A 20,684-nucleotide genomic window follows, 5' to 3' on the forward strand; every position below is an offset into this window, starting at 1 on the left:
TCAACGAGGCAGACACTCCAATGCGCTCTACCACGGATGATGCAGCATCGCTCCGATCCGGCGAGGATCGGGGCTTCGCGGGCCACCCGCGTGCGCTGGGACCGCTATTCTTCACCGAAATGTGGGAGCGCTTCTCCTACTACGGCATCCGCCCGCTGCTGGTGCTGTTCATGGCCGCCACGGTATTCGAGGGCGGCCTGGGTTTCTCGCGCGAGACGGCCTCGGCCATCGTGGGCATCTACGCCGGTGCCGTCTATCTGTCGGCGCTGCCCGGCGGCTGGCTGGCGGACAACTGGCTGGGGCAGCGACGCGCCGTCTGGTATGGCTCGGTCCTGATTGCCCTGGGCCATCTGTCGATCGCCTTCTCCGCCGTGTGGGGCGCGACCTGGTTCTTCATTGGCCTGGTGCTGATCGTGCTCGGCTCGGGGCTGTTCAAGTCGTGCATCTCGGTCATGGTGGGCAGCCTGTACGATCAGGGCGACGTGCGCCGCGACGGCGGCTTCGCGATCTTCTACATGGGCATCAACATCGGCGGACTGATGGCGCCGCTGTTCACCGGTCTCTTGATGCGGGAGTACGGCTGGCACTGGGGCTTCGGCATCGGTGGCCTGGGCATGCTGCTGGCGCTGCTGATCTTTCGCTTGTCGGCGATTCCCGCCATGCGCCGCGCCGACAGCCTGCGGGGACGTGCCGCCAGCTGGGACGCACCGGCGGTGCATCGGCGGGGCGTGGGGTATTACGTGGCTGCCCTGGCGGTGGCATGCGCGCTGTTCATCGCCCTGGTCGCCAATGGCGCGATCGTGCTCGACGCGGTGGCGATCGCCGAGGCCATGACCACCGTGATCATCGTCTGCGCGCTGGGCTATTTCGTCTATCTCTTCGCCTTCAGCGGGCTCGACAAGCAGGAACGGGCGCGCATCGTCGTGTGCTTCATCCTGATCATGGCGGCGGCGTTCTTCTGGGCGTCCTTCGAGCAGCAGCCGACGTCCTACAACCTGTTCGCGCATGACTATACCGACCGCATGCTGTTCGGCTGGGAAGTGCCGGCAGTGTGGTTCCAGTCGTTCAATCCGGTGTTCATCATCCTGCTGGGGCCGCTCTTCGGCTGGCTGTGGCCGGCGCTGGGGCGGCGTCGCCTGGAACCCGGCAGCCCGGTGAAATTCGTGCTGGGACTGCTGTTCGCGGCCGGCGGTTTCGCCCTGATGATGCTCGCGGCCATGCGCGTGGCCGGCGGCGCGGCGCAGGTCTCGCCGCTGTGGATCACCGGGAGCCTGCTGCTGCTGACCATCGGCGAGCTGTGCCTGAGCCCGGTCGGGCTGTCGACCATGAGCGCGCTGGCCCCCGTCAAGCTGCGAGGCCAGTTGATGGGGCTGTGGTTCACCGCCTCGGCGCTGGGCAACCTGGTCGCCGGCCTGATCGGTGGGCACGTCAACGCCGAGGAACTGGAGCAGTTGCCGGAGCTGTTCGCGCGCTGCGCGGTGGCGCTGGTCACCTGCGCGGTCCTGCTGGCGCTGCTAACGCCGGTCATCAAGCGTATGCTGAAAGGCAATCCTACCGTCGATCCCGCGGGTGCCGATGCATCTGCCCAAACCAACACCGGAGCCTGACGCATGTCGTTGAGTGAACATCCCCGGACACCTGCCGAACGCCTGGCCGCGCTTCGCGAGACCATGCGCGAGAACGCCGTCGATGCCTGGTGGCTGCCGTCTTCCGATCCGCATAGTTCCGAATACCTGCCCGAGCATTGGCAGGGGCGAGCCTGGCTGTCGGGTTTCGACGGCTCGGTGGGCACGCTGGTGGTCACCCAGCAGGCGGCCGGGCTGTGGGTGGACAGCCGCTACTGGGTCCAGGCCGAGCAGCAGCTGGCGGGCAGCGGCATCGAGCTGATGAAGCTCCAGCCCGGCCAGGCGCAGCGGCCCATGGCGTGGCTCGTCGAGCAACTGGCGCCCGGCGCCACCGTCGGATTCGACGGCGCGGTGGTGTCGCTGGCCACGGTGCGCCAGCTGCAGGCCCACCTGGCGCCGGCCGACATTCGCTGGGAAGGCCATCGGGATCTGCTCGATGCCATCTGGCCGAATCGGCCGGCGTTGCCCGAGGCGCCGGTGCGCGCCCACCCGAGCGATTACGTGGATACCGCGCGGCGCGAAAAGCTGGCGGCGTTGCGCGAGAAAATGGAGGAGCAGGGCGCCGACACCCACCTGGTCTCGACCCTCGACGATGTCGCCTGGCTCACCAACCTGCGCGGAGCGGATGTCGACTTCAATCCGGTGTTCCTGGCCCACCTGCTCGTCGAGCAGGCACGCGCCACGCTGTTCGTCGCGCCGGACAAGCTGGGCACGGCGCTGATCAAAGCACTCGCCGAGGACGGCATCGAGGTGGCCGACTACACCGAGGTGGCGTCGGCCCTCGCGGCGTTGCCCCATGACGCGCGCCTGCTCATCGATCCGGCGCGGGTCAGCCTGGCGTTGACGGAGGCGGTGCCGGCGGGCGTGTCCTTCGTCGAGGCCATGCAGCCGAGCACGCTCGCCAAGAGCCGCAAGAGCGACCGCGACATCGAGCACGTGCGCCACGCCATGGAGGAAGACGGCGCTGCGCTGTGCGCCTTCTTCGCCTGGCTGGAAGCGGCGCTGGCCGACGGCGAGACGGTGACCGAGTTGACCGTCGACGAGCGGCTCACCGCCGAGCGCGCGCGACGCGACGGCTTCGTCTCGCGCAGTTTCGCGACCATCGCGGCCTTCAACGCCAATGGCGCGCTGCCGCATTATCACGCCACCCCGGCGGCGCATTCGGTCATCGAGGGCGATGGCCTGCTGCTGATCGATTCGGGCGCCCAGTACCTGGGCGGGACCACCGACATCACGCGCGTGGTACCGGTGGGCCAGATCGATGCCGCGCACCGGCGCGATTTCACCCGCGTGCTCAAGGGCACCATCGCGCTGTCGCGCGCCCGCTTTCCGCGCGGCATTCCCTCGCCGCAGCTGGACGCCATCGCCCGTGCGCCGCTGTGGGCCGCGGGGCTCGACTACGGCCATGGCACGGGGCATGGCGTGGGCTATTTCCTGAACGTCCACGAGGGGCCTCAGGTCATCGCGTGGTACGCGCCGGTGACGCCGCAGACGGCCATGCAGCCCGGCATGATCACCTCGATCGAGCCGGGCGTCTATCGGCCGGGGCAGTGGGGCGTGCGCATCGAGAACCTGGTGGTCAATCGCCCGGACGAGGCCAGCGACTTCGGCGACTTCCTGCGTTTCGAGACGCTCACCCTGTGCCCCATCGACACCCGGGCCCTCGACATGTCCCTGCTGGACGCGGCGGAAATCGCCTGGCTGGATGCCTATCATGACGAGGTTCGTCGGCGCCTGTTGCCCAGGGTCGAGGGGCCGGCGCGCGATTGGCTCGAGCAGCGCACGGCGCCGCTTGCCCGTTGAGCTCTGCCTGAAACATCGTGGGCGTGAAACGCGGCGAAGCGAAAAGAGGCGAGAAGGGGAAGCGCATGGCGGTCACCCAAGAACGTATCACACCGTTCCAGCTGGTCGTGCTGGTCCTGTCCTTCTACGTGATCGGCGCCTTGCTGGCGGACCTGTTCCTGACGCTGCCCGAAGAAGTCTCGCGCCTGCTGACGTACATGGACTGGGTGGTGTGCGTGTTCTTCTTCGCGGATTTCTGCCTGCGCTTTCGCGCCGCTCCCGACAAGTGGCGCTACATGCGCTGGGGCTGGCTGGACCTGCTGGCCTGCATTCCACCGGGGCCCTTCCAGGGAGCGCGGCTGTTTCGCGTCGTGCAGATGCTGCGGGTGATCCGCGCGGTGAAGTCGCTGAGCCTGATCTGGCGACTGCTGTTCCGCAATCGGGCCGAGGGCATGTTCGCCTCGGCGGCCACCGCCACGCTGCTGCTGGTGGCGTTCGGGGCGATCACCATGCTGCTGGTCGAGTCGCCGCACCCGGAAAGTCCCATCGACACCGCCGAGGAGGCGCTGTGGTGGGCGTTCGTGACGGTGACCACGGTGGGGTATGGCGATTACTACCCGATCACCACCCTGGGCCGTGTCGTGGCGGTCCTGCTCATGGTCGGCGGCGTGGGGCTGTTCGGGAGTTTCGCGGCGTACATCGGCTCGCTGGTGATCTCCGATGAGAGCGAGCATGAGTCGCGCCAGCACAAGGCGGACCGCGAGATGATGCGGCATCTTTCCCGGCAGATCGAAAGCCTGCACGGTGAAGTCGCGGCGCTGAAGCGCACCCTCGAGACCCGTGACGCGGAAGCGGCCGAGCGTCATGCAGCGGGGCAGCAGGCGCCGTCTCGCGAGGATTGAGCCGAGCCATTGAATCGCGCTATCGCTATCATGCTAACAAATTATTGGTGGCTAGCCGCGCCCGGCGATAAAGTAGGCAGCGTCTGGTGCTCACCAGGCGTTTCATTCCTGCATCGGTTCGCGATGCAAACCCCTAGTAGTACCCTGCCTCGACCCGCGCCCTGCCCCAGGCGCGGGTTTTTTTATGCCTTCCGAAGCATCTTTCATACCGTTTTACGGCGGGCTTTTGACGTCGCCGCGCGTCTGAGACAGGGCCCTTTTGACGTGGGGCGCTTGGCGCCCGATAACACGAAAACGCCCATGCGGCGTGAACCGCATGGGCGTGATCGTGGCGCCGGTGGATATGTCAGCGCTTACAGTGCTGCGATCTTGTCGCGCTGTTCGGCGAGGGTGGCGCGGTGTGCCTGGGCCTCGGCCAGCTTGGCGCGTTCCTTGTCGACCACCTCGGCGGGGGCCTTGCTGATGAAGCCCTCGTTGCCGAGCTTCTTCTCGATGCCGCCGATGAACTTGTCCTGCTTGTCGATTTCCTTGGCCAGGCGCGCAAGCTCGGTGTCCTTGTCGATCAGCCCCGCCATGGGCACCAGGACTTCCATGTCGCCGACTAGTTGCGTCGCGCACAGGGGAGCCTGGTCGGGATCGTCGAGCCAGGTGACGCTGTCGAGCTTGGCCAGCTTGGAGAGGAACAGCCGGTTGGCTTCCAGGCGCGCCCGGTCGGTCTCGTCGCCCTTGGTGAGCAGCACCTCGAGCGGCTTGCCGGGGGCGATGTTCATCTCGGCGCGGATGTTGCGCACGGCGACGATCACCCCCTTGAGCCATTCGATGTCGCGGGTCGCCTGGGTGTCGATCCGGCTGTCGTCGGCCTGGGGCCAGGGCTGAGCCATGATCGAGTCGTCGCCGCCGGCGTGGGTGCCGGCCAGGGGGGCGACACGCTGCCAGATTTCCTCGCTGATGAACGGCATCATCGGATGCGCCAGCCGCAGGATGGTCTCCAGCACCCGCACCAGCGTGCGACGTGTGCCGCGCTTGGCGGCGGCGGTGGCGTTGTCGTCCCACAGCACCGGCTTGGAGAGTTCCAGGTACCAGTCGCAATACTCGTTCCAGACGAAGTCGTAGAGCGCCTGCGAGGCGTGGTCGAAGCGGAACTCTTCCATCGCGCGGGTCACCTGCGCCTCGGTCTGCTGCAGGCGCGAGACGATCCAGCGGTCGGCCAGCGACAGCTCCACTTCCCCCTCGAGGCCGCAGTCCTCGCCCTCGGCGTTCATCAGCACGTAGCGCGAGGCGTTCCATAGCTTGTTGCAGAAGTTGCGGTAGCCATCCAGGCGGCCCATGTCGAACTTGATGTCGCGCCCGGTGGTCGCCTGCGAGAGGAAGGTGAAGCGCAGCGCGTCGGTGCCGTGGGGCTCGATGCCGTCGGGAAACTCGTCACGGGTGGCCTTGGCGATGGCCTTGGCCTTCTGCGGCTGCATCATGTTGCCGGTGCGCTTGTCGATCAGCGCGTCCAGGTCGATGCCGTCGATCAGGTCGATGGGGTCGAGCACGTTGCCCTTGGACTTGGACATCTTCTGGCCCTGGGCATCGCGCACCAGGCCATGCACGTAGACCTTCTTGAAGGGCACCTCGCCGGTGAACTTCAGGGTCATCATGATCATCCGCGCGACCCAGAAGAAGATGATGTCGAAACCGGTGACCAGCACGCTGGACGGGTGGAAGGTCTCGAGTTCCGGCGTCTGCTCGGGCCAGCCGAGGGTGGCGAAGGTCCACAGCCCGGAGCTGAACCAGGTGTCCAGCACGTCTTCGTCCTGGGTGAGGGCCACGTCGGCGGCGAGGCCGTACTTGTCGCGGGCTTCCTCGGCGCTGCGCGCCACGAAGACGTTACCATCCGCGTCGTACCAGGCCGGAATGCGATGCCCCCACCACAGCTGGCGCGAGATGCACCAGTCCTGGAGGTCGCGCATCCAGGCGAAGTACATGTTCTCGTAGTTCTTGGGCACGAACTCGATATCGCCGTTCTCCACCGCGGCGATGGCCGGCTTGGCCAGTTCCTCGACCGCCACGAACCACTGATCGGTCAACAGCGGCTCGATGACGTCGCCGGAGCGGTCGCCGAACGGCAGGGTGTTGTTGACGGTTTCGATCTGCGCCAGCAGCCCGGCGGCCTGCATGTCGTCGACGATGGCCTGGCGCGCCGCGAAGCGGTCGAGCCCGACATAGGCGGAGGGCAGCGAGGTGTCGATGTCGGCGAGCGGACGGCCCTGGATGTCGAAGACCTCGGCGCGGGGCAGGATGCTGGCGTCCGGGGTGAAGACGTTGATCAGCGGCAGCTGCTGGCGGCGACCGACCTCGTAGTCGTTGAAGTCGTGGGCGGGGGTGATCTTCACGCAGCCCGAGCCCTTGTCCATGTCGGCATGCTCGTCGGCGACGATGGGAATCCGCCGGCCCACCAGCGGCAGCTCGACGAACTTGCCGATCAGCGAGGCGTAGCGCGGGTCCTCGGGGTTGACGGCCACACCGGTGTCGCCGAGCAGGGTCTCGGGACGCGTGGTGGCGACGATGAGGTGATCCTGACCGTCATCGGTGGTTACGCCGTCGGCCAGCGGATACCGGAAATGCCAGAACTGGCCTTGCTGGTCCTTGTTCTCGACCTCCAGGTCGGAGATCGCGGTATGCAGCGTCGGGTCCCAGTTGACCAGGCGCTTGCCGCGGTAGATCAGGCCCTCGTCGAACAGCCGCACGAAGACTTCCTGCACTGCCTTGTAGAAGCCGTCGTCCATGGTGAAGCGCTCGCGGGACCAGTCGACGCTGGCGCCCATGCGGCGCAGCTGACGGGTGATATGGCCGCCGGATTCGTGCTTCCACTCCCAGATCTTGTCGGTGAAGGCCTCGCGCCCCAGCTCGTGGCGGCTCTTGCCGTCTTCCGCCGCGACCTTGCGTTCCACCAGCATCTGCGTGGCGATGCCGGCGTGGTCGGTGCCCACCTGCCACAGCGTGTTGCGCTGCTGCATGCGCCGCCAGCGAATCAGGGTGTCCATGATGGTGTCCTGAAAGGCGTGGCCCATGTGCAGGCTGCCGGTCACGTTGGGCGGCGGAATCATGATCGAGTAGGGTTCGCCCTGGCCCGAGGGGGCGAAACGGTTGGCGTCTTCCCAGCGCTGATACCAGCGCGCTTCGATCTGATCGGGGTGGTAGGTCTTGTCCATGGGCGTCGGTCGGCTCTCGAAATGACGTCAACACGGCCCGCGGCCGTGGCGAAAAATGCCGGCAAGTATAACCCCGCAAGCGGGGTGGCGTCATGGCGCGCTCAGCCCGTCGCGTGGCGCGACGAGCCGGTGAGGTCGTTGGCCTTGACGGGGTAGCCGCGCTTTTTATAGGTCTGCCAGCAGGCGCGCTTGGCGGTCAGCACGTCCTGATGCTGGTTGATGATCTCGGCGACGCGCTCGAAGCGCGAGAACCACTCGGGGATCTCGGGATGCAGGTTGAGCATCGCCTCCACACCGGGCGCGGGCGGCGCTTCCCAGCCGAGGGTCACGGGCGGCTCGGGCGAGACATCGTCGCCCAGCACCGCGTGGGGCAGGTAGCTCTCGGGCTTGAAGGTCCACAGCCGCTCGTCGAGCTCGCGCGCCATGGTCTCGTCCTCGGTGTGGATATGCAGCCGATAGCCCTTGCGATGAATGGTCTCCGCCAGGCGGCAGGCGAAGGCCAGCCGCGCGTCCAGCGTGGTATCGGGCAAGATGTAGAAATCGACTTGAGTCATGGGCCCCTTCGGGGAGTCGTCAGTGGTAAGAGCGGCGCTACGCGCCTGGGCGCTGGATTCAACGCCGCCTGGGCGACGCGCAGCCAATCGATGGCGACTAAACGCCGCCGTCGATATCGATCAACGCCCCGGTGGTGAAGCCGGCCTCGGCCAGCCACAGCACGCCGTTGGCGATTTCCTCGGGCTCGCCGATGCGCCCCATGGGAATCACCGAGCCGGCGACATCGGGCTTGTCGGGGTTGCCGCCACTGGCGTGAATGGTGGTGCGAATCACGCCGGGGCGCACGCCGTTGACCCGGATGCCTTCGCCGGCGACTTCCTTGGCGAGACCTTCGGTCATGGTGTCGATGGCGCCCTTGGAGGCGGCGTAATCGACGTATTCGCTGGCACCGCCGAGGTGCGAGGCGGCCGACCCGACGTTGACGATGGCGCCGCCCTGGCCGCCATGGCGGGTGGACATGCGCTTGATCGCCTCGCGGGCGCAGATGAACGGACCGGTCACGTTGATGCGCATCATGCGGTCGACACGCTCGAAGCTCATCTCGTCGACGCGGCTGATCTGGTCGACGATGCCGGCGTTGTTGACCAGCACGTCGAGACGCCCGAACTCGCGGTCGACGGTCTCGAACATGGCGACGATGTCCGCCTCGTCGGCAACATCGGCCTGAATGGCGATGGCGCGTCCGCCCGAGGCTTCGATGTCACTCACGACCCCCTCGGCCGACGCCTTGTCGCTGCGGTAGTTGATGGCAACGGCATAGCCCGCTTGCGCGGCGTGCTTGGCGGTGGCGGCACCGATGCCGCGACCGGCGCCGGTAATCAGCATCACTTTCGTCATCGTGACCTCCTTGCCGTGGAAAAGGGGACGGCACGGCCGGGCCGGGCCGTCGTGCGCGGGTGCGTTAGGCCAGACGCGTCAGCCAGTTGCGCGTGTCCTCGCTGCGGCCGTACTGCAGGTCGAGGAGTTCCTTGCGCAGGCGCTTGCCGACCTCGCCACCGCTGTCCGCCTTGAGGCGAATGTTCTCGTCTTCGCTGCGCAGCTCGCCGACCGGGGTGATGACGGCGGCGGTCCCGCAGGCGAAGACCTCGGTGATCTCGCCGGAGGCTGCGCCGGCACGCCACTCGTCGATGCTGATGTGGCGTTCCTCGGGCGTCAGGCCCTGGTCCTTGGCGAGCTCCAGGATGGAGTCGCGGGTGACGCCTTCGAGGATGGTGCCGGTCAGCTTGGGCGTGACGATTCGCCCGTCCTTGAACACGAAGAACAGGTTCATGCCGCCGAGTTCCTCGATCCACTTGTTCTCGGCGGCGTCGAGGAAGGCCACCTGGGCGCAGCCGTGGGCCTCGGCTTCCTTCTGGGCCGCCAGCGAAGCCGCGTAGTTGCCGCCACACTTGGCATAGCCCGTGCCCCCCGGCGCGGCCCGCTTGTAATGCGAGGACAGCCAGATGGAGACCGGGTCGACCCCGCCCTTGAAGTAGGCCGCCGCCGGCGAGGCGATGACGTAGTAGTCGACCTCGTGGGAGGGACGCACGCCCAGGAAGGTCTCGCTGGCGATCATGAACGGACGCAGGTAGAGGCTGGATTCCTCGGTGGCGCTGGCCGGCGTCGGCACCCAGGCGTTGTCCTGGGCGAGCAGCGCCCTGAGCGACCCGATGAAGTCCTCGTCGGAGAGTTCCGGCAGCGCCAGGCGACGCGCGGAGGCACGGAAACGCTCGGCGTTCTTCTCGGGGCGGAAGGTCCACACCGAGCCGTCGGCATGCCGATAGGCCTTGATGCCTTCGAAGATCTCCTGGGCGTAGTGCAGCACGGCCGCCGCGGGGTCCAGCGTCAGCGGCCCGTAGGGGCGGACTTCGTGGCCGTGCCAGCCGGCATCGACCGTCCAGCGAATGTGGGCCATGTGGTCGCTGAAGTGACGCCCGAAGCCGGGATTCTCGAGAATCGTCTCGCGCAGGGCGGCATCCGTGGGGTGGGCGTTAGGCCGTAGGTCGAAGCCTGAAGTGGTCACTGAAGTTCTCCGTTGCATCCAAGAGGGGGTCTACAAAATGCCTGCGCTGGGCAATACCGCGTTGACGTTGCGCGCCATCGGCGAAGAACGCGGGTGCAAAAATCGTCACCTCCGGCGGCCGCACGGACGCCGAGAATGACACAGGCGCGTCGGAGGGGGAAAGTCCGACACGCCTGAGGTTTACGTTAGCATGCAAATAGTTGCCTGCGAAGCATCACTCGACGCTGGGACGCGTCTCGGCGGCTTCGGTTTCGCGGTCGAGCAAGTACTGGGTCAGCAGACCCACCGGCCGCCCGCTGGCGCCTTTCTTGTCGCCCGAGGCCCAGGCGGTGCCGGCGATGTCCAGGTGCGCCCACGGATAGGCATCGGCGAAGCGCGACAGGAAGCAGGCTGCCGTGATGGTACCGGCGGGGCGGCCGCCGATGTGGGCCAGGTCGGCGAAGTTGGAATCCAGCTGGCTCTGGTACTCGTCCCACAGCGGCAGGTGCCAGGCGCGGTCCCAGGCGTTCTCGCCGGCGTCGAGCAGGTCGAGCGCCAGGTCGTCGTCGTTGGACAGAAGCCCAGAGGCATGATGACCAAGCGCGATGATCGCGGCACCGGTCAGGGTGGCGATGTCCACCACGCTGGCGGGCTTGAAACGCTCGACATAGCTCAGCGCGTCGCACAGCACCATCCGTCCTTCGGCGTCGGTGTTGAGGATCTCGACGTTGAGCCCCTTGAGTGTCTTGACGATGTCGCCGGGCTTGATGGCGCGGCCGTCGGGCATGTTCTCGGCACTTGCCACCACGCCGATGACATTGATCCTGGGCTTGAGCGCGAGCACCGTCTTCATGGTGCCGAAGACGCTGGCGGCGCCGCACATGTCGAACTTCATCTCGTCCATGCCGGCCCCCGGCTTGAGCGAGATGCCGCCGGAGTCGAAGGTGATGCCCTTGCCGACCAGGATATGCGGCGCTTCTTCCGGGTCCTCGGCGCCGCGATATTCCATGACGATCAGCCGCGAGGGCTCCGCGCTGCCCTGGCCGACCGCGAGCAGGGCATTGGCGCCCAGTGCTTCCAGCGCATCCTCGTCGAGGATCTCGACGTTCAGCGCACCGTCTGCGCCATCGGCCAGACGCTGGGCCTGGTCGGCGAGATAGCGCGGCGTGCAGACATTGCCGGGCAGGTTGCCCAGCGTACGGGTCAGGGAGACCCCTTCGCCGACGGCCGCGCCCACGCGCGCGCCGAGCTCGGCCTGGGCGGCCTGGTCCTCGTCGCCGACCAGCAGCGTCAGGCTGGAGAGGCGGGGCGCCGGTGCGGGCTCCGACTTGAACTCGTCGAAGCGGTAGCAGGCACGGTGCGCGGCCTCCAGCGTCACGCGGGCCTTCCAGGCGGTGTCGCGCTCGCCGACGGGCACGTCGGTGAAGGTCGCCGCCACGTCATCCAGCGGCAGCTTGGCGATGGCACCGAACGCGGCATCCAGGGCCTTGATGAGCTGGCTCTCGCTGCACTTGGCGCGCTCGCCGAGGCCGACGAGCAGCAGGCGCTCGGCGCCGAGGCCGGGCGCGAACGGGATCAGCTGCACGTTGCCGAGGCTGGGCTCGAAGTCGCCCCGGTCGAGCAGTTGGCCGATCAGGCGTTCGCTGGCGTCGTCGAGCTTGTCCGCCGCGGGTAGCAGGTCACCATCCTTGAAGACCGGCACGACCAGACATGCCGTTTCGATTTTGGCCGGATTGACGGTGAGTACGGGGAATTCCATGGCGTCTCCAAACGACTGGGCTGACATGACCTGTCTCGTGGCGAGACAAGTGTCCGGGGATTCTGGATAATGCCGACAAGGATGCCGGCGCTGAACGTACTCCAGTGTACGCAAAGCCGGAACGCAATGCATGGGGAGGGTGGTCGAAGGCTGCACGCGGTTCGCCAAGGGGCCGCGTGGACCAGGGAGCCGACCCGGGAGAAGACGTTTGATCGTATTCCGCTATCTGACACGCGAGATCCTCGCCACCATGGCCGCCGTGGCCGGCGTGCTGCTGCTGGTGATCATGGGCAGTCGCTTCATCCGCTACTTCGGCGATGCCGCCCAGGGGGACATTCCCGCCAGCATCCTGGGCACCCTGATGCTCTATCACCTGCCCGGCTTCATGGAGCTGGTGCTGCCGCTGTCGTTCTTTCTGGGCATTCTGCTGGCGTTCGGGCAGCTGTATCTGAACAGCGAAATCACCGTGCTGGTCGCCTGCGGGATCAGCCCCAACCGCCTGCTGCGGGTGACGCTGTGGCCGGCGTTGCTCGTTGCCCTGCTGGTGGCGTTGTGCAGCCTGTGGCTGACGCCGAACGGCGCTCGCCACAACGAAATGGTGCTCGAGGAGCAGAAGAGCCGGCTCGACTTCTCGGTGCTGCAGCCGGGGCGCTTCCAGGAGTTCGGCAGCGGACGCACCGCCTACACCGAGAGCCTCAACGACGACCGCTCGCGCATGGAAAGCGTGTTCATCAGCGAGCGTCAGCCGCGCAGCGACGGCACGCCGGAGACGGTGGTCACGCGCGCCGACGGGGGCTATCAGACCGTCGACGACGACACCGGCAGCCGCTTTCTGGTACTCACCGACGGCGAGCGCTACAGCGTCGAGCCGGGCAATCACGTCGCCGAGCGCGTGCAGTTCGACACCTACGCGGTGCGTCTGTCGCAGGCCAGCGAACGGGTCGATCTGCAGGCGGCCGAGCTGACCTCGACGCCTCAACTGCTCGAACGTGGCGGCAGCGAGGCCTGGGCGAACCTGCAGTGGCGGCTGTCGATGCCGTTGATGGTGCCGATTCTCACCCTGCTGGCCCTGCCGCTGTCGCGGGTCAACCCACGGCAGGGGCGCTTCGCCAAGCTGCTGCCGGCGATCTTCCTGCACATCAGTTACTTGAGCCTGTTGCTGGCGGCCCAGGACGCCATCGCGCGTGGCTCGCTGGCGCCGACCATCGGCATGTGGCCGATTCACCTGGGATACCTGCTGTTGGGAGTCTGGATGACACGCCGTGACCAGCGCCGGGGAGGCCGGACATGATCTTCGACCGCTTCGATCGCTACATCGCCCGCAACGTGCTGTCGGCCATGCTGGTCGTGCAGGTGATGATCCTGGGGCTGGACCTGGTCATTTCCTACATCAACGATCTCGGCGACGTCGAGGGAGACTACGGGGCGCTGGACGTCCTGCTGTATCTGCTGATGCGCCTGCCGTGGCGGTTCTATCAGTACGCCCCGGTGGGGGTGTTGATCGGTGCGTTGATCGGCCTGGGCAGCATGGCCTCCAGCAACGAGCTGACGGTGATGCGCGCCTCCGGGCGCTCGCTGGCGCGTATCCTGTGGGGGGCCATGAAGCCGCTGGGGCTGGTGATCATCGTGACCATGGCGATCAGCGAATGGGTCAGCCCGGTGACCGAGCAGTACGCGGAAGCCTGGCGTCTGGAGCAGCTCGAGGGCGAGGGCGCGATCCTCTCCGAACGCGGCGGCTGGCAGCGCGAGGGCGATGACTTCTATCGCTTCGGCACCATCCGCGCGGACGACGTGGTCATCGATGTCACCCGCTACCATTTCGACGGAACGCAGCTGGTCAGCGCCTCGCATGCCGACCGCGCGGTCTGGGAGGACGGCAGCTGGCAGTGGGTCAATGTCGACACGACCCGCTTCGAGGACGGCCGTACCGTGGTCGACAGCCAGCCGCGCCAGGCCTGGGAGACCTCGTTTACCCCCGCCCAGCTCAATCGCCTGCTGCGCCCTCTGGAGAGCCAGTCGCCCAGCGACCTGTGGCGCTACGCCAGTTACCTGGGCAACCAGGGGCTCGAGGCCACGCAGCCGCTGCTGTACTTCTGGCAGAAGATGCTGCTGCCGTTCACCCTGGCGGGCCTGATGCTGGTCGCCGCGTCGTTCGTGTTCGGCCCGCTGCGCACCGTCGCCGCCGGCACGCGCGTCTTCTACGGCATCATCGTGGGGGTCTCGTTCAAGTACCTGCAGGATCTGCTGGCCCCGGCCTCGATGCTGTTCGGCTTCTCCCCGATCTTCGCGGTGCTGGTGCCCACCGTGGCGTGCTACGTGCTGGGGATCGTCCTGCTCCGACGCACCGGCTGATCGCCCGGCCGTCGACTCGTTCGACACCAACCGCGCGACATGACGCAACGCCCCCGGTGCCGTATTCGGCGCCGGGGGCGTTGTGCGTTCAGTGAGGTGTATCGCGCTTGCGACGTTTCAGACGGCGCTCGTCGAAAAGCGCTCAGTCCGCGAGCGCGCGGTCGAGCCGTGCCAGCACGTTCTCCACCTGGCCGCGATGCATCACCAGGGCGTCGTCGAGCGTCGCGAGGGCATCCAGGCGACGGGGCAGGTGGGTGATCGCCAGCCCCATGCCTTCCTGGCACACGCCATGTTGATAGCGGGTGAAGTCCAGCGGGCCGAGTGCCTGACGCTCGCCGAGGTCGAGACGTGCGAGCTTGCCGAAGGCATCCACGCTGTCGATGACCGGGGCCTGGGTCAGCGGCAGATGGGTCAAGTGCCAGGCCAGCCAATCGCCCTCCAGGCGCTCTGAGTTGTCGCGCAGCGTGCGAAACCAGTGCTGGACCTGTTCGAGGCGATAGCGCGCCCGGGCGGGCTTGTCCATCCACAGCACTTCGGTACGCTGGGCGTTGCCGGCATCGAGCTGGCCGGGCATGTAGACCCAGGACTCGGTGAGGCGTGCCAGCGCGCTGGGCAGCGGTTCCTCGAGCATGCGCTCGTTGAAGGCATCGAGCGCCGGTTCGAGCTGGCTCGGCGTCTCGGAGTAGCCGACGTTGTAGCGCCACACGCGTCCGGAGATTTCCTGGGTGACGATATGGTCCTCGTCCAGCGCCATGTGGCTCATCAGGTCGCGGGTTTCCAGCGAGGCATCCGCCAGGCCGGCGCGACGCGCCTGGACATGAAGGCGCTTGAGCATCGGGTCGAGCGGCAGGCGGTGGTAATCGCCATAGCACTGGCCGTCTTTCTGAAAAGGCGTGAGATCAAGGTCGAGGCGTGAAGCATCGCCGCTTTCGGCGTGACGTAACGTCATGGGGTCTCTCTTGCTGTGTGCGTGCTTATGCGCGCATGGGCATTGCGCCTCACGGCGCGAACGGTTCCCCCCGTCGACGAATTCCGCGTGACACCCTTTGATTACCACGTGCGGGGTATCACGAGGAATTTTTTATTACCGGGGATGGGATAATAAAACGTTATCTATCCTAGCGGCCGTGCATGGAAATGCAAGTCCCTTGACCAAGCGAGTGCCGATACAGGGGGCACTCACCGGGCTCAGGCAATGAGCAGACGCCGGTAGTCGCCGGGCGTCAGGCCGTAGGCGGCCTTGAAGCGCCGCGTGAAGTGGCTGAGGCTGCGATAACCGAGCGAATAGCAGATCTCGGTGATGGGCGCGTCGGCGTCGCGCAGCCACTGACGGGCACGCGCCAGGCGCAGGCGCTGCTGATATTCCCCCGGTGTGCAGCCGACCTCGCGCTGGAACAGCCGGTACAGACGCGCCTTGCTCATGCAGGCTTCGCGGGCCAACTGGGCGCCGTCGAGCGGCTGCTCGGGATGGCGTTCCAGCCACGCCAGCGCGGCCGCCAGGCCATGGCGCGGCGGGGTCTGCCGGGCGTCGGCGAGCAGCAGTTCGCGTGACTGGGTGCGCAGGAGGCGCACGATGAGTTCGTCGATGCCCAGGCCGATCAGGGCATCGCGGTCGGGATGGTTTTCGCGGAACAGTCCCATCAGGCGCTCGATGAGGGACTGCGTGGACGGGCCATGCGGTACGTGCAGGGCGCGCGGCGCGTAATGCCATTCGCCGAGCTCTTTATCGCGGGGATGCGACTGGTTGAGGCGTTCGCTGAGGGCGTGCACGCGCGCCGGATCGAGGTCGATGGTCATGCAGGTGGTGGGCGCATCCGGGCGTGCCTCGGGGAAATCGATGCGCACTTCCTGGTACGGCGCCAGGACGAAGCTCTCGCCCGGCAGAAAGGTCTCCGGTTCCTCGGTCGCGCCATGCATCACCTTGCGTCCTTTGAGCATGCCGCAATACAGCACGCGCTCGGCGCTCAGCGCGACGTCCCGCGCGGGCCACCAGGTGTCGTAGACCGACAGTTCCGCATGCGGGCCGGCATAGCAGATGCGGTTCTCGATCAGGCGCCGCGTGCGCGGCGTGTCCGTCAGACGCTCGAGCGTGCCGGGCGACGGGACGCGAGGCGTCAGGGAATCGGACGGCGGAACGGCATGCATGGCGAACTCCTCGACGGTACCGACGGCAGGGGCGTGACGATCACGCCTACCCTGCAGTGTAGGCAAAGTCGAGGTCTGAGACTGGCAGACAAACGTCGGAGACTGGCAGGCAAGTCGGCGCCGCTGGGACGCGCCATGCTGAAAGCGATGCGCGGGCACTCATTACATGATGCCCACCCATTCATGACACCCGCCCATTCCACGCGGCCCAGCGCCGCAGCGAATGAGACGGCGGGGCCATGCGCATTCGCTCAAGGAGACACGCCATGATTCACGCACGTCCCGGCACCCCGGGTGCCGTCGTCGACTTCAAGTCGCGTTACGAGAACTTCATCGGCGGCGAGTGGGTCGCCCCCGCCGACGGCCGCTATCTGGACAACATCACGCCGGTGACCGGCGAGGTCTTCTGCCAGGTGCCGCGTTCCTCCGCGGCGGATATCGACCGTGCGGTGAAAGCCGCGCAGAAGGCCGCACCCGCCTGGGGCAAGACGCCGCCCGCCGAGCGCGCCAATGTGCTGCTCAAGATCGCCGACCGGGTCGAGCAGAACATCGAGAAGCTCGCTGTGGCCGAAACCTGGGACAACGGCAAGCCGATCCGCGAAACCAGCGGCGCCGACATCCCGCTGGTGGCCGATCACTTCCGCTATTTCGCCGGGTGCCTGCGTGCCCAGGAAGGCACCATCAGCGAGATCGACGAGCACACCGTCGCCTATCACTACCACGAGCCCTACGGCGTGGTGGGCCAGATCATCCCCTGGAACTTCCCCATCCTCATGGCGGCGTGGAAGCTGGCGCCCGCACTGGCCGCCGGCAACTGCACGGTGCTCAAGCCCGCCGAGCAGACACCGGCCTCGATCAATGTCTTCCTCGAGCTCATCGCCGATCTGGTGCCGGCGGGCGTGATCAACGTGGTGCACGGTCTGGGCGAGGAGGCCGGCGAAGCCCTGGCGACCCACGAGGGCATCGCCAAGCTCGCCTTCACCGGCTCGACCCCGGTGGGCAGCAAGATCATGGCCAACGCCGCCAAGCGGATCGTTCCGGCGACGCTGGAACTGGGCGGCAAGTCGCCCAACCTGTACTTCGAGGATGTGCTCTCGCACGGCGAAGCCTTCGCCGAGAAATGCATCGAAGGCCTGTTGATGACCTTCTTCAACCAGGGCGAAGTGTGCACCTGCCCCTCCCGCGCACTGGTCCACGAGTCGATCTACGACGAGTTCATGGCCCGCGCCATCGAACGCGCCAAGACTATCCGCCAGGGCAATCCGCTGGACACCGAGACGCAGATCGGCGCCCAGGTCTCCAAGGAGCAGTTCGACAAGATCCTCTCGTACATGGACATCGGCCGCGAAGAGGGTGCCGAGTGCCTGCTGGGCGGTGGCAAGGCCACGCTCGAGGGCGAGCTGGCGGGAGGCTTCTATGTGCAGCCGACCATGCTCAAGGGCCGCAACGACATGCGCGTCTTCCAGGAGGAGATCTTCGGCCCGACGCTCGCCATCACCACCTTCCGTGACGAGGAAGAAGCGCTGGCCATCGCCAACGATACTCAGTTCGGGCTGGGCGCCGGGGTCTGGACGCAGGACATGAACCGCGCCTACCGCCTGGGACGCGGCATTCAGGCCGGGCGCGTGTGGACCAACTGCTACCACCAGTACCCTGCGCATGCCGCCTTCGGGGGCTACAAGAAATCAGGCATCGGCCGCGAGACCCACAAGCTGATGCTCGACCACTATCAGCAGGTGAAGTGCGTGCTGGTCTCCTACAGCCACGACCCGATGGGGCTTTATTGAGCCTGAGCCGTTCGGGGCACTGCCCCGAACGGCATTCCCGTTTCATCAATAGTGGAGTCATCGCTCCATCACGGCTTCGGCGAACTCGAAGGCGCGCGGCGTTCGGCTGCCCGCCGACCGAGGAGAAACGACAATGGACAAGACGATGAAAGCTGCCGTGGTCCGCCAATTCGGCGAACCGCTGGTGATCGAGGAAGTTGCGACCCCGCGACCGCAGCAGGGAGAAATTCTGGTCGAGGTGGCCGCCTCGGGCGTGTGCCACACCGATCTGCATGCCGCCCACGGCGACTGGCCGGTCAAGCCCAGCCCACCCTTCATCCCCGGCCACGAGGGCGTCGGCCATATCGTGGCGGTGGGCGAGGGCGTCAAGCACGTCAAGGAAGGCGACCGTGTCGGCGTGCCATGGCTCTATTCTACCTGCGGCCATTGCGAGCACTGCCTGGGGGGCTGGGAGACCCTGTGCGAGTCGCAGCAGAACACCGGCTACTCGGTGAACGGCGGTTTCGCCGACTACACCCTGGCCGATGCCAACTACGTGGGGCGGCTGCCGGACAACGTCGACTTCCTGGAAATCGCGCCGGTGCTGTGTGCCGGCGTGACGGTCTACAAGGGGCTCAAGATGACCGACGCCCGTCCCGGGCAGTGGGTGGTGATCTCGGGGATCGGCGGTCTCGGCCACATGGCGGTGCAATACGCCAGGGCCATGGGCTTCAATGTGGCCGCAGTGGATATCGATGACGGCAAGCTGGCGCTGGCCGAGCGCCTGGGAGCCACCGTCGTCGTCAATGCCTCGAAGGCCGATCCGGCCGAGACCCTCAAGCGCGAGATCGGCGGGGCTCATGGCGCGCTGGTCACTGCGGTGTCGCCCAAGGCCTTCGATCAGGCCCAGCGCATGCTGCGTCGCGGCGGCACCCTGGTGCTCAATGGCCTGCCGCCGGGCGACTTCCCGCTGCCGATCTTCGATACGGTGCTCAACGGCATCACCGTGCGCGGCTCCATCGTCGGCACTCGACAAGACCTTCAGGAAGCGCTTGATTTCGCCGGTCAAGGCAAGGTCGAGGCCACCATCGCCACCGAGAAGCTGGAAAACATCAATGACGTCTTCCAGCGCATGCTCGACGGCAAGATCGAAGGGCGGATCGTGCTGGACATGACGGGCTGAGCCGCCACGTTTCGAGACCGCTGCCACGTACTGGCTTTTACGTAACTGAGTCGCGTCCGACTCATGCTTTGCCGCTTCCTCGGAAGCGGCATTTTTGTGGGTGATGGCTGAGCCTGATCCGACAAGTACCTGGACCGAGTCCGAAAAGCGCTCAGGCCTTGCTGACGATCAGCGCGGCATTCACCCCGCCGAAGCCGAACCCGTTGCACAGCACGTGCCGGCAGCGGTGCTCGCGCGCCTCGCCGGGGACGAGGTCCAGATCGCTCAGGTCCGCGTCGGCGTGTTCCAGGTTCAGGGTCGGGGGCAGGCGATCCTGGATGGCCGCCAGGGCCGAGAAGATGCTCTCCACGCCGCCGGCGGCGCCGAGCAGATGGCCGGTGGCCGACTTGGTGGCGGAGATCGGAATGCCAGGCAGAGCGTCACCGAACGCGTTGCGCAGCGCGGCGATTTCCGCCCGGTCGCCGACCGGGGTCGAGGTGGCGTGAGCGTTGATGTGATCGATGGCCTCGGGGGCGAGTCCCGCCATCCGCAGCGCGGCCCGAATGGCCGCCGCGGCCCCGGCGCCATCTTCCGGTCCGGCCGTGATGTGGTGGGCATCCGCGCTGGTGCCATAGCCGCTGAGAAAGGCCAGTGGCGTCGCCCCGCGGGCCTCGGCGTGGGCCAGGGTCTCGATCACCAGGAGCCCCGCGCCTTCGCCCATGACGAAGCCGTTGCGGGCCTGATCGAAAGGCCGCGACGCCTTGGCGGGCGCCGCCTGCTCGGTGGAGAGCGCCTTCATGGCATGGAAGCTGGCCAGCGAGAGCGGGTCGATACAGGCCTCGGCGCCACCCACCAGGGCCACCTCGGCCTCGCCGCTGCGGATCAGGCGCATGCCGTCGCCGATGGCCTGCACCCCCGCCGCGCAGGCCGTGACCGGACAGCCCAGCGGCCCGCGCAGGCCATAACGAATCGACACATTGCCCGCCGCCAGGTTGGCCAAAAAGGCCGGCACAGTGAACGGCGAGAGTCGGCGATAGCCGCGCGTCGAAAGCGTGTTCTGCGCCTGGGTGATGGTCGGGAAGCCGCCGATGCCGGAGCCCACGATGGTGGCGGTGGCCAACCGGTCCTCATCGCTCGATGGAAACCAGTTCGCCTGGGTCAGCGCCTCTTCGGCGGCGGCCATGGCATAAAGGCTGAACAGCTCCATCTTGCGACGTTCCTTGGCATCGGCCACGCGGTCGGGGTCGAAGCCCGCTTCCGGGTCGCTTTCCCTGCCGGGGACCGTACCCGCGACCTTGATCGGCAGCTCGCCGGTCTCGAAGCGCGTGATAGAGGAAACACCGGAGCGGCCCGCCAGAAGGCGCTCCCAACTGGCGTTGACGCCGCAACCGAGGGGGCTGACCATGCCCATGCCGGTGATGACGAGCGGTGATGACATGCGAGTGTCCTGTACGGCCT

The 20,684-nt window shown here is 66.9% G+C and carries 15 protein-coding genes; 7 read left to right on the forward strand and 8 right to left on the reverse strand.

Annotated elements, in window-relative coordinates; translation table 11 throughout:
• Positions 1-20: 20 nt before the first annotated feature.
• From ABGX75_RS05785 to ABGX75_RS05795, 3 genes are all read left to right on the forward strand, one after another.
• The gene (locus ABGX75_RS05785; RefSeq protein WP_347411245.1) at positions 21-1,607 is read left to right on the forward strand and encodes a peptide MFS transporter; all 1,587 of its coding nucleotides are present in this window, start codon (positions 21-23) and stop codon (positions 1,605-1,607) included.
• Between the two features lie 3 nt (positions 1,608-1,610).
• The gene (locus tag ABGX75_RS05790; RefSeq protein ID WP_347411246.1) at positions 1,611-3,428 is read left to right on the forward strand and encodes an aminopeptidase P family protein; all 1,818 of its coding nucleotides are present in this window, start codon (positions 1,611-1,613) and stop codon (positions 3,426-3,428) included.
• A 65-nt stretch (positions 3,429-3,493) separates the two neighbouring features.
• Complete coding sequence (locus tag ABGX75_RS05795) at positions 3,494-4,309, forward strand: ion transporter (RefSeq protein ID WP_347411247.1); 816 nt, start codon at positions 3,494-3,496, stop codon at positions 4,307-4,309.
• A gap of 353 nt (positions 4,310-4,662) precedes the next feature.
• Here ABGX75_RS05795 and ABGX75_RS05800 read toward each other — a convergent pair whose 3' ends face one another.
• From ABGX75_RS05800 to ABGX75_RS05820, 5 genes are all read right to left on the reverse strand, one after another.
• The gene (locus ABGX75_RS05800) at positions 4,663-7,506 is read right to left on the reverse strand and encodes a valine--tRNA ligase (protein ID WP_347411248.1); all 2,844 of its coding nucleotides are present in this window, start codon (positions 7,504-7,506) and stop codon (positions 4,663-4,665) included.
• A 101-nt stretch (positions 7,507-7,607) separates the two neighbouring features.
• Positions 7,608-8,060 (reverse strand): DNA polymerase III subunit chi, encoded by a 453-nt coding sequence (locus ABGX75_RS05805; RefSeq protein ID WP_011508212.1) that lies wholly within the window; start codon positions 8,058-8,060, stop codon positions 7,608-7,610.
• A 97-nt stretch (positions 8,061-8,157) separates the two neighbouring features.
• A complete protein-coding gene (locus ABGX75_RS05810; RefSeq protein WP_011508211.1) occupies positions 8,158-8,898 on the reverse strand; it encodes an SDR family oxidoreductase in 741 nt (246 codons plus the stop codon).
• A 64-nt stretch (positions 8,899-8,962) separates the two neighbouring features.
• On the reverse strand, positions 8,963-10,063 hold the full coding sequence (locus ABGX75_RS05815) for a branched-chain amino acid aminotransferase (protein WP_347411249.1): 1,101 nt from the start codon (positions 10,061-10,063) through the stop codon (positions 8,963-8,965).
• 214 nt (positions 10,064-10,277) lie between these two features.
• Positions 10,278-11,801: a leucyl aminopeptidase gene (locus ABGX75_RS05820; RefSeq protein ID WP_347411250.1), complete on the reverse strand. Its 1,524-nt coding sequence runs from the start codon at positions 11,799-11,801 to the stop codon at positions 10,278-10,280.
• Positions 11,802-12,009: 208 nt separating this feature from the next.
• Here ABGX75_RS05820 and lptF point away from each other — a divergent pair, with 208 nt between their 5' ends.
• Both lptF and lptG read left to right on the forward strand, forming a co-directional pair.
• Entirely contained in the window at positions 12,010-13,092 is a 1,083-nt protein-coding gene (gene lptF / locus ABGX75_RS05825; RefSeq protein ID WP_110062031.1) for an LPS export ABC transporter permease LptF, read from the forward strand.
• Positions 13,089-14,153, forward strand: coding sequence for an LPS export ABC transporter permease LptG (gene lptG / locus ABGX75_RS05830; RefSeq protein ID WP_347411251.1), 1,065 nt, complete (start codon positions 13,089-13,091; stop codon positions 14,151-14,153). Before lptF ends, lptG begins: the two co-directional genes overlap by 4 nt.
• A 142-nt stretch (positions 14,154-14,295) precedes the next feature.
• Here lptG and ABGX75_RS05835 read toward each other — a convergent pair whose 3' ends face one another.
• Both ABGX75_RS05835 and ABGX75_RS05840 read right to left on the reverse strand, forming a co-directional pair.
• Positions 14,296-15,102, reverse strand: coding sequence for a hypothetical protein (locus ABGX75_RS05835; RefSeq protein ID WP_011508206.1), 807 nt, complete (start codon positions 15,100-15,102; stop codon positions 14,296-14,298).
• A gap of 239 nt (positions 15,103-15,341) precedes the next feature.
• Positions 15,342-16,298, reverse strand: a complete 957-nt coding sequence (locus tag ABGX75_RS05840) for an AraC family transcriptional regulator (protein WP_011508205.1) — start codon at positions 16,296-16,298, stop codon at positions 15,342-15,344.
• A 266-nt stretch (positions 16,299-16,564) separates the two neighbouring features.
• Here ABGX75_RS05840 and ABGX75_RS05845 point away from each other — a divergent pair, with 266 nt between their 5' ends.
• Entirely contained in the window at positions 16,565-18,085 is a 1,521-nt protein-coding gene (locus tag ABGX75_RS05845) for an aldehyde dehydrogenase family protein (protein ID WP_128691384.1), read from the forward strand.
• A 133-nt stretch (positions 18,086-18,218) separates the two neighbouring features.
• Positions 18,219-19,247, forward strand: coding sequence for an alcohol dehydrogenase AdhP (adhP, locus tag ABGX75_RS05850; protein ID WP_011508203.1), 1,029 nt, complete (start codon positions 18,219-18,221; stop codon positions 19,245-19,247).
• A 151-nt stretch (positions 19,248-19,398) separates the two neighbouring features.
• Here the strand turns inward: adhP and fabF are convergent, their stop codons facing one another.
• Positions 19,399-20,664 carry a beta-ketoacyl-ACP synthase II gene (gene fabF, locus ABGX75_RS05855; protein WP_347411252.1) on the reverse strand — a complete coding sequence of 422 codons (1,266 nt, stop codon included), beginning with the start codon at positions 20,662-20,664 and terminating at the stop codon, positions 19,399-19,401.
• Between the last annotated feature and the right edge of the window lie 20 nt (positions 20,665-20,684).

The sequence above is a fragment of the Chromohalobacter sp. genome (genome assembly GCF_039830575.1).
Taxonomy (GTDB): Bacteria; Pseudomonadota; Gammaproteobacteria; order Pseudomonadales; family Halomonadaceae; genus Chromohalobacter; species Chromohalobacter israelensis.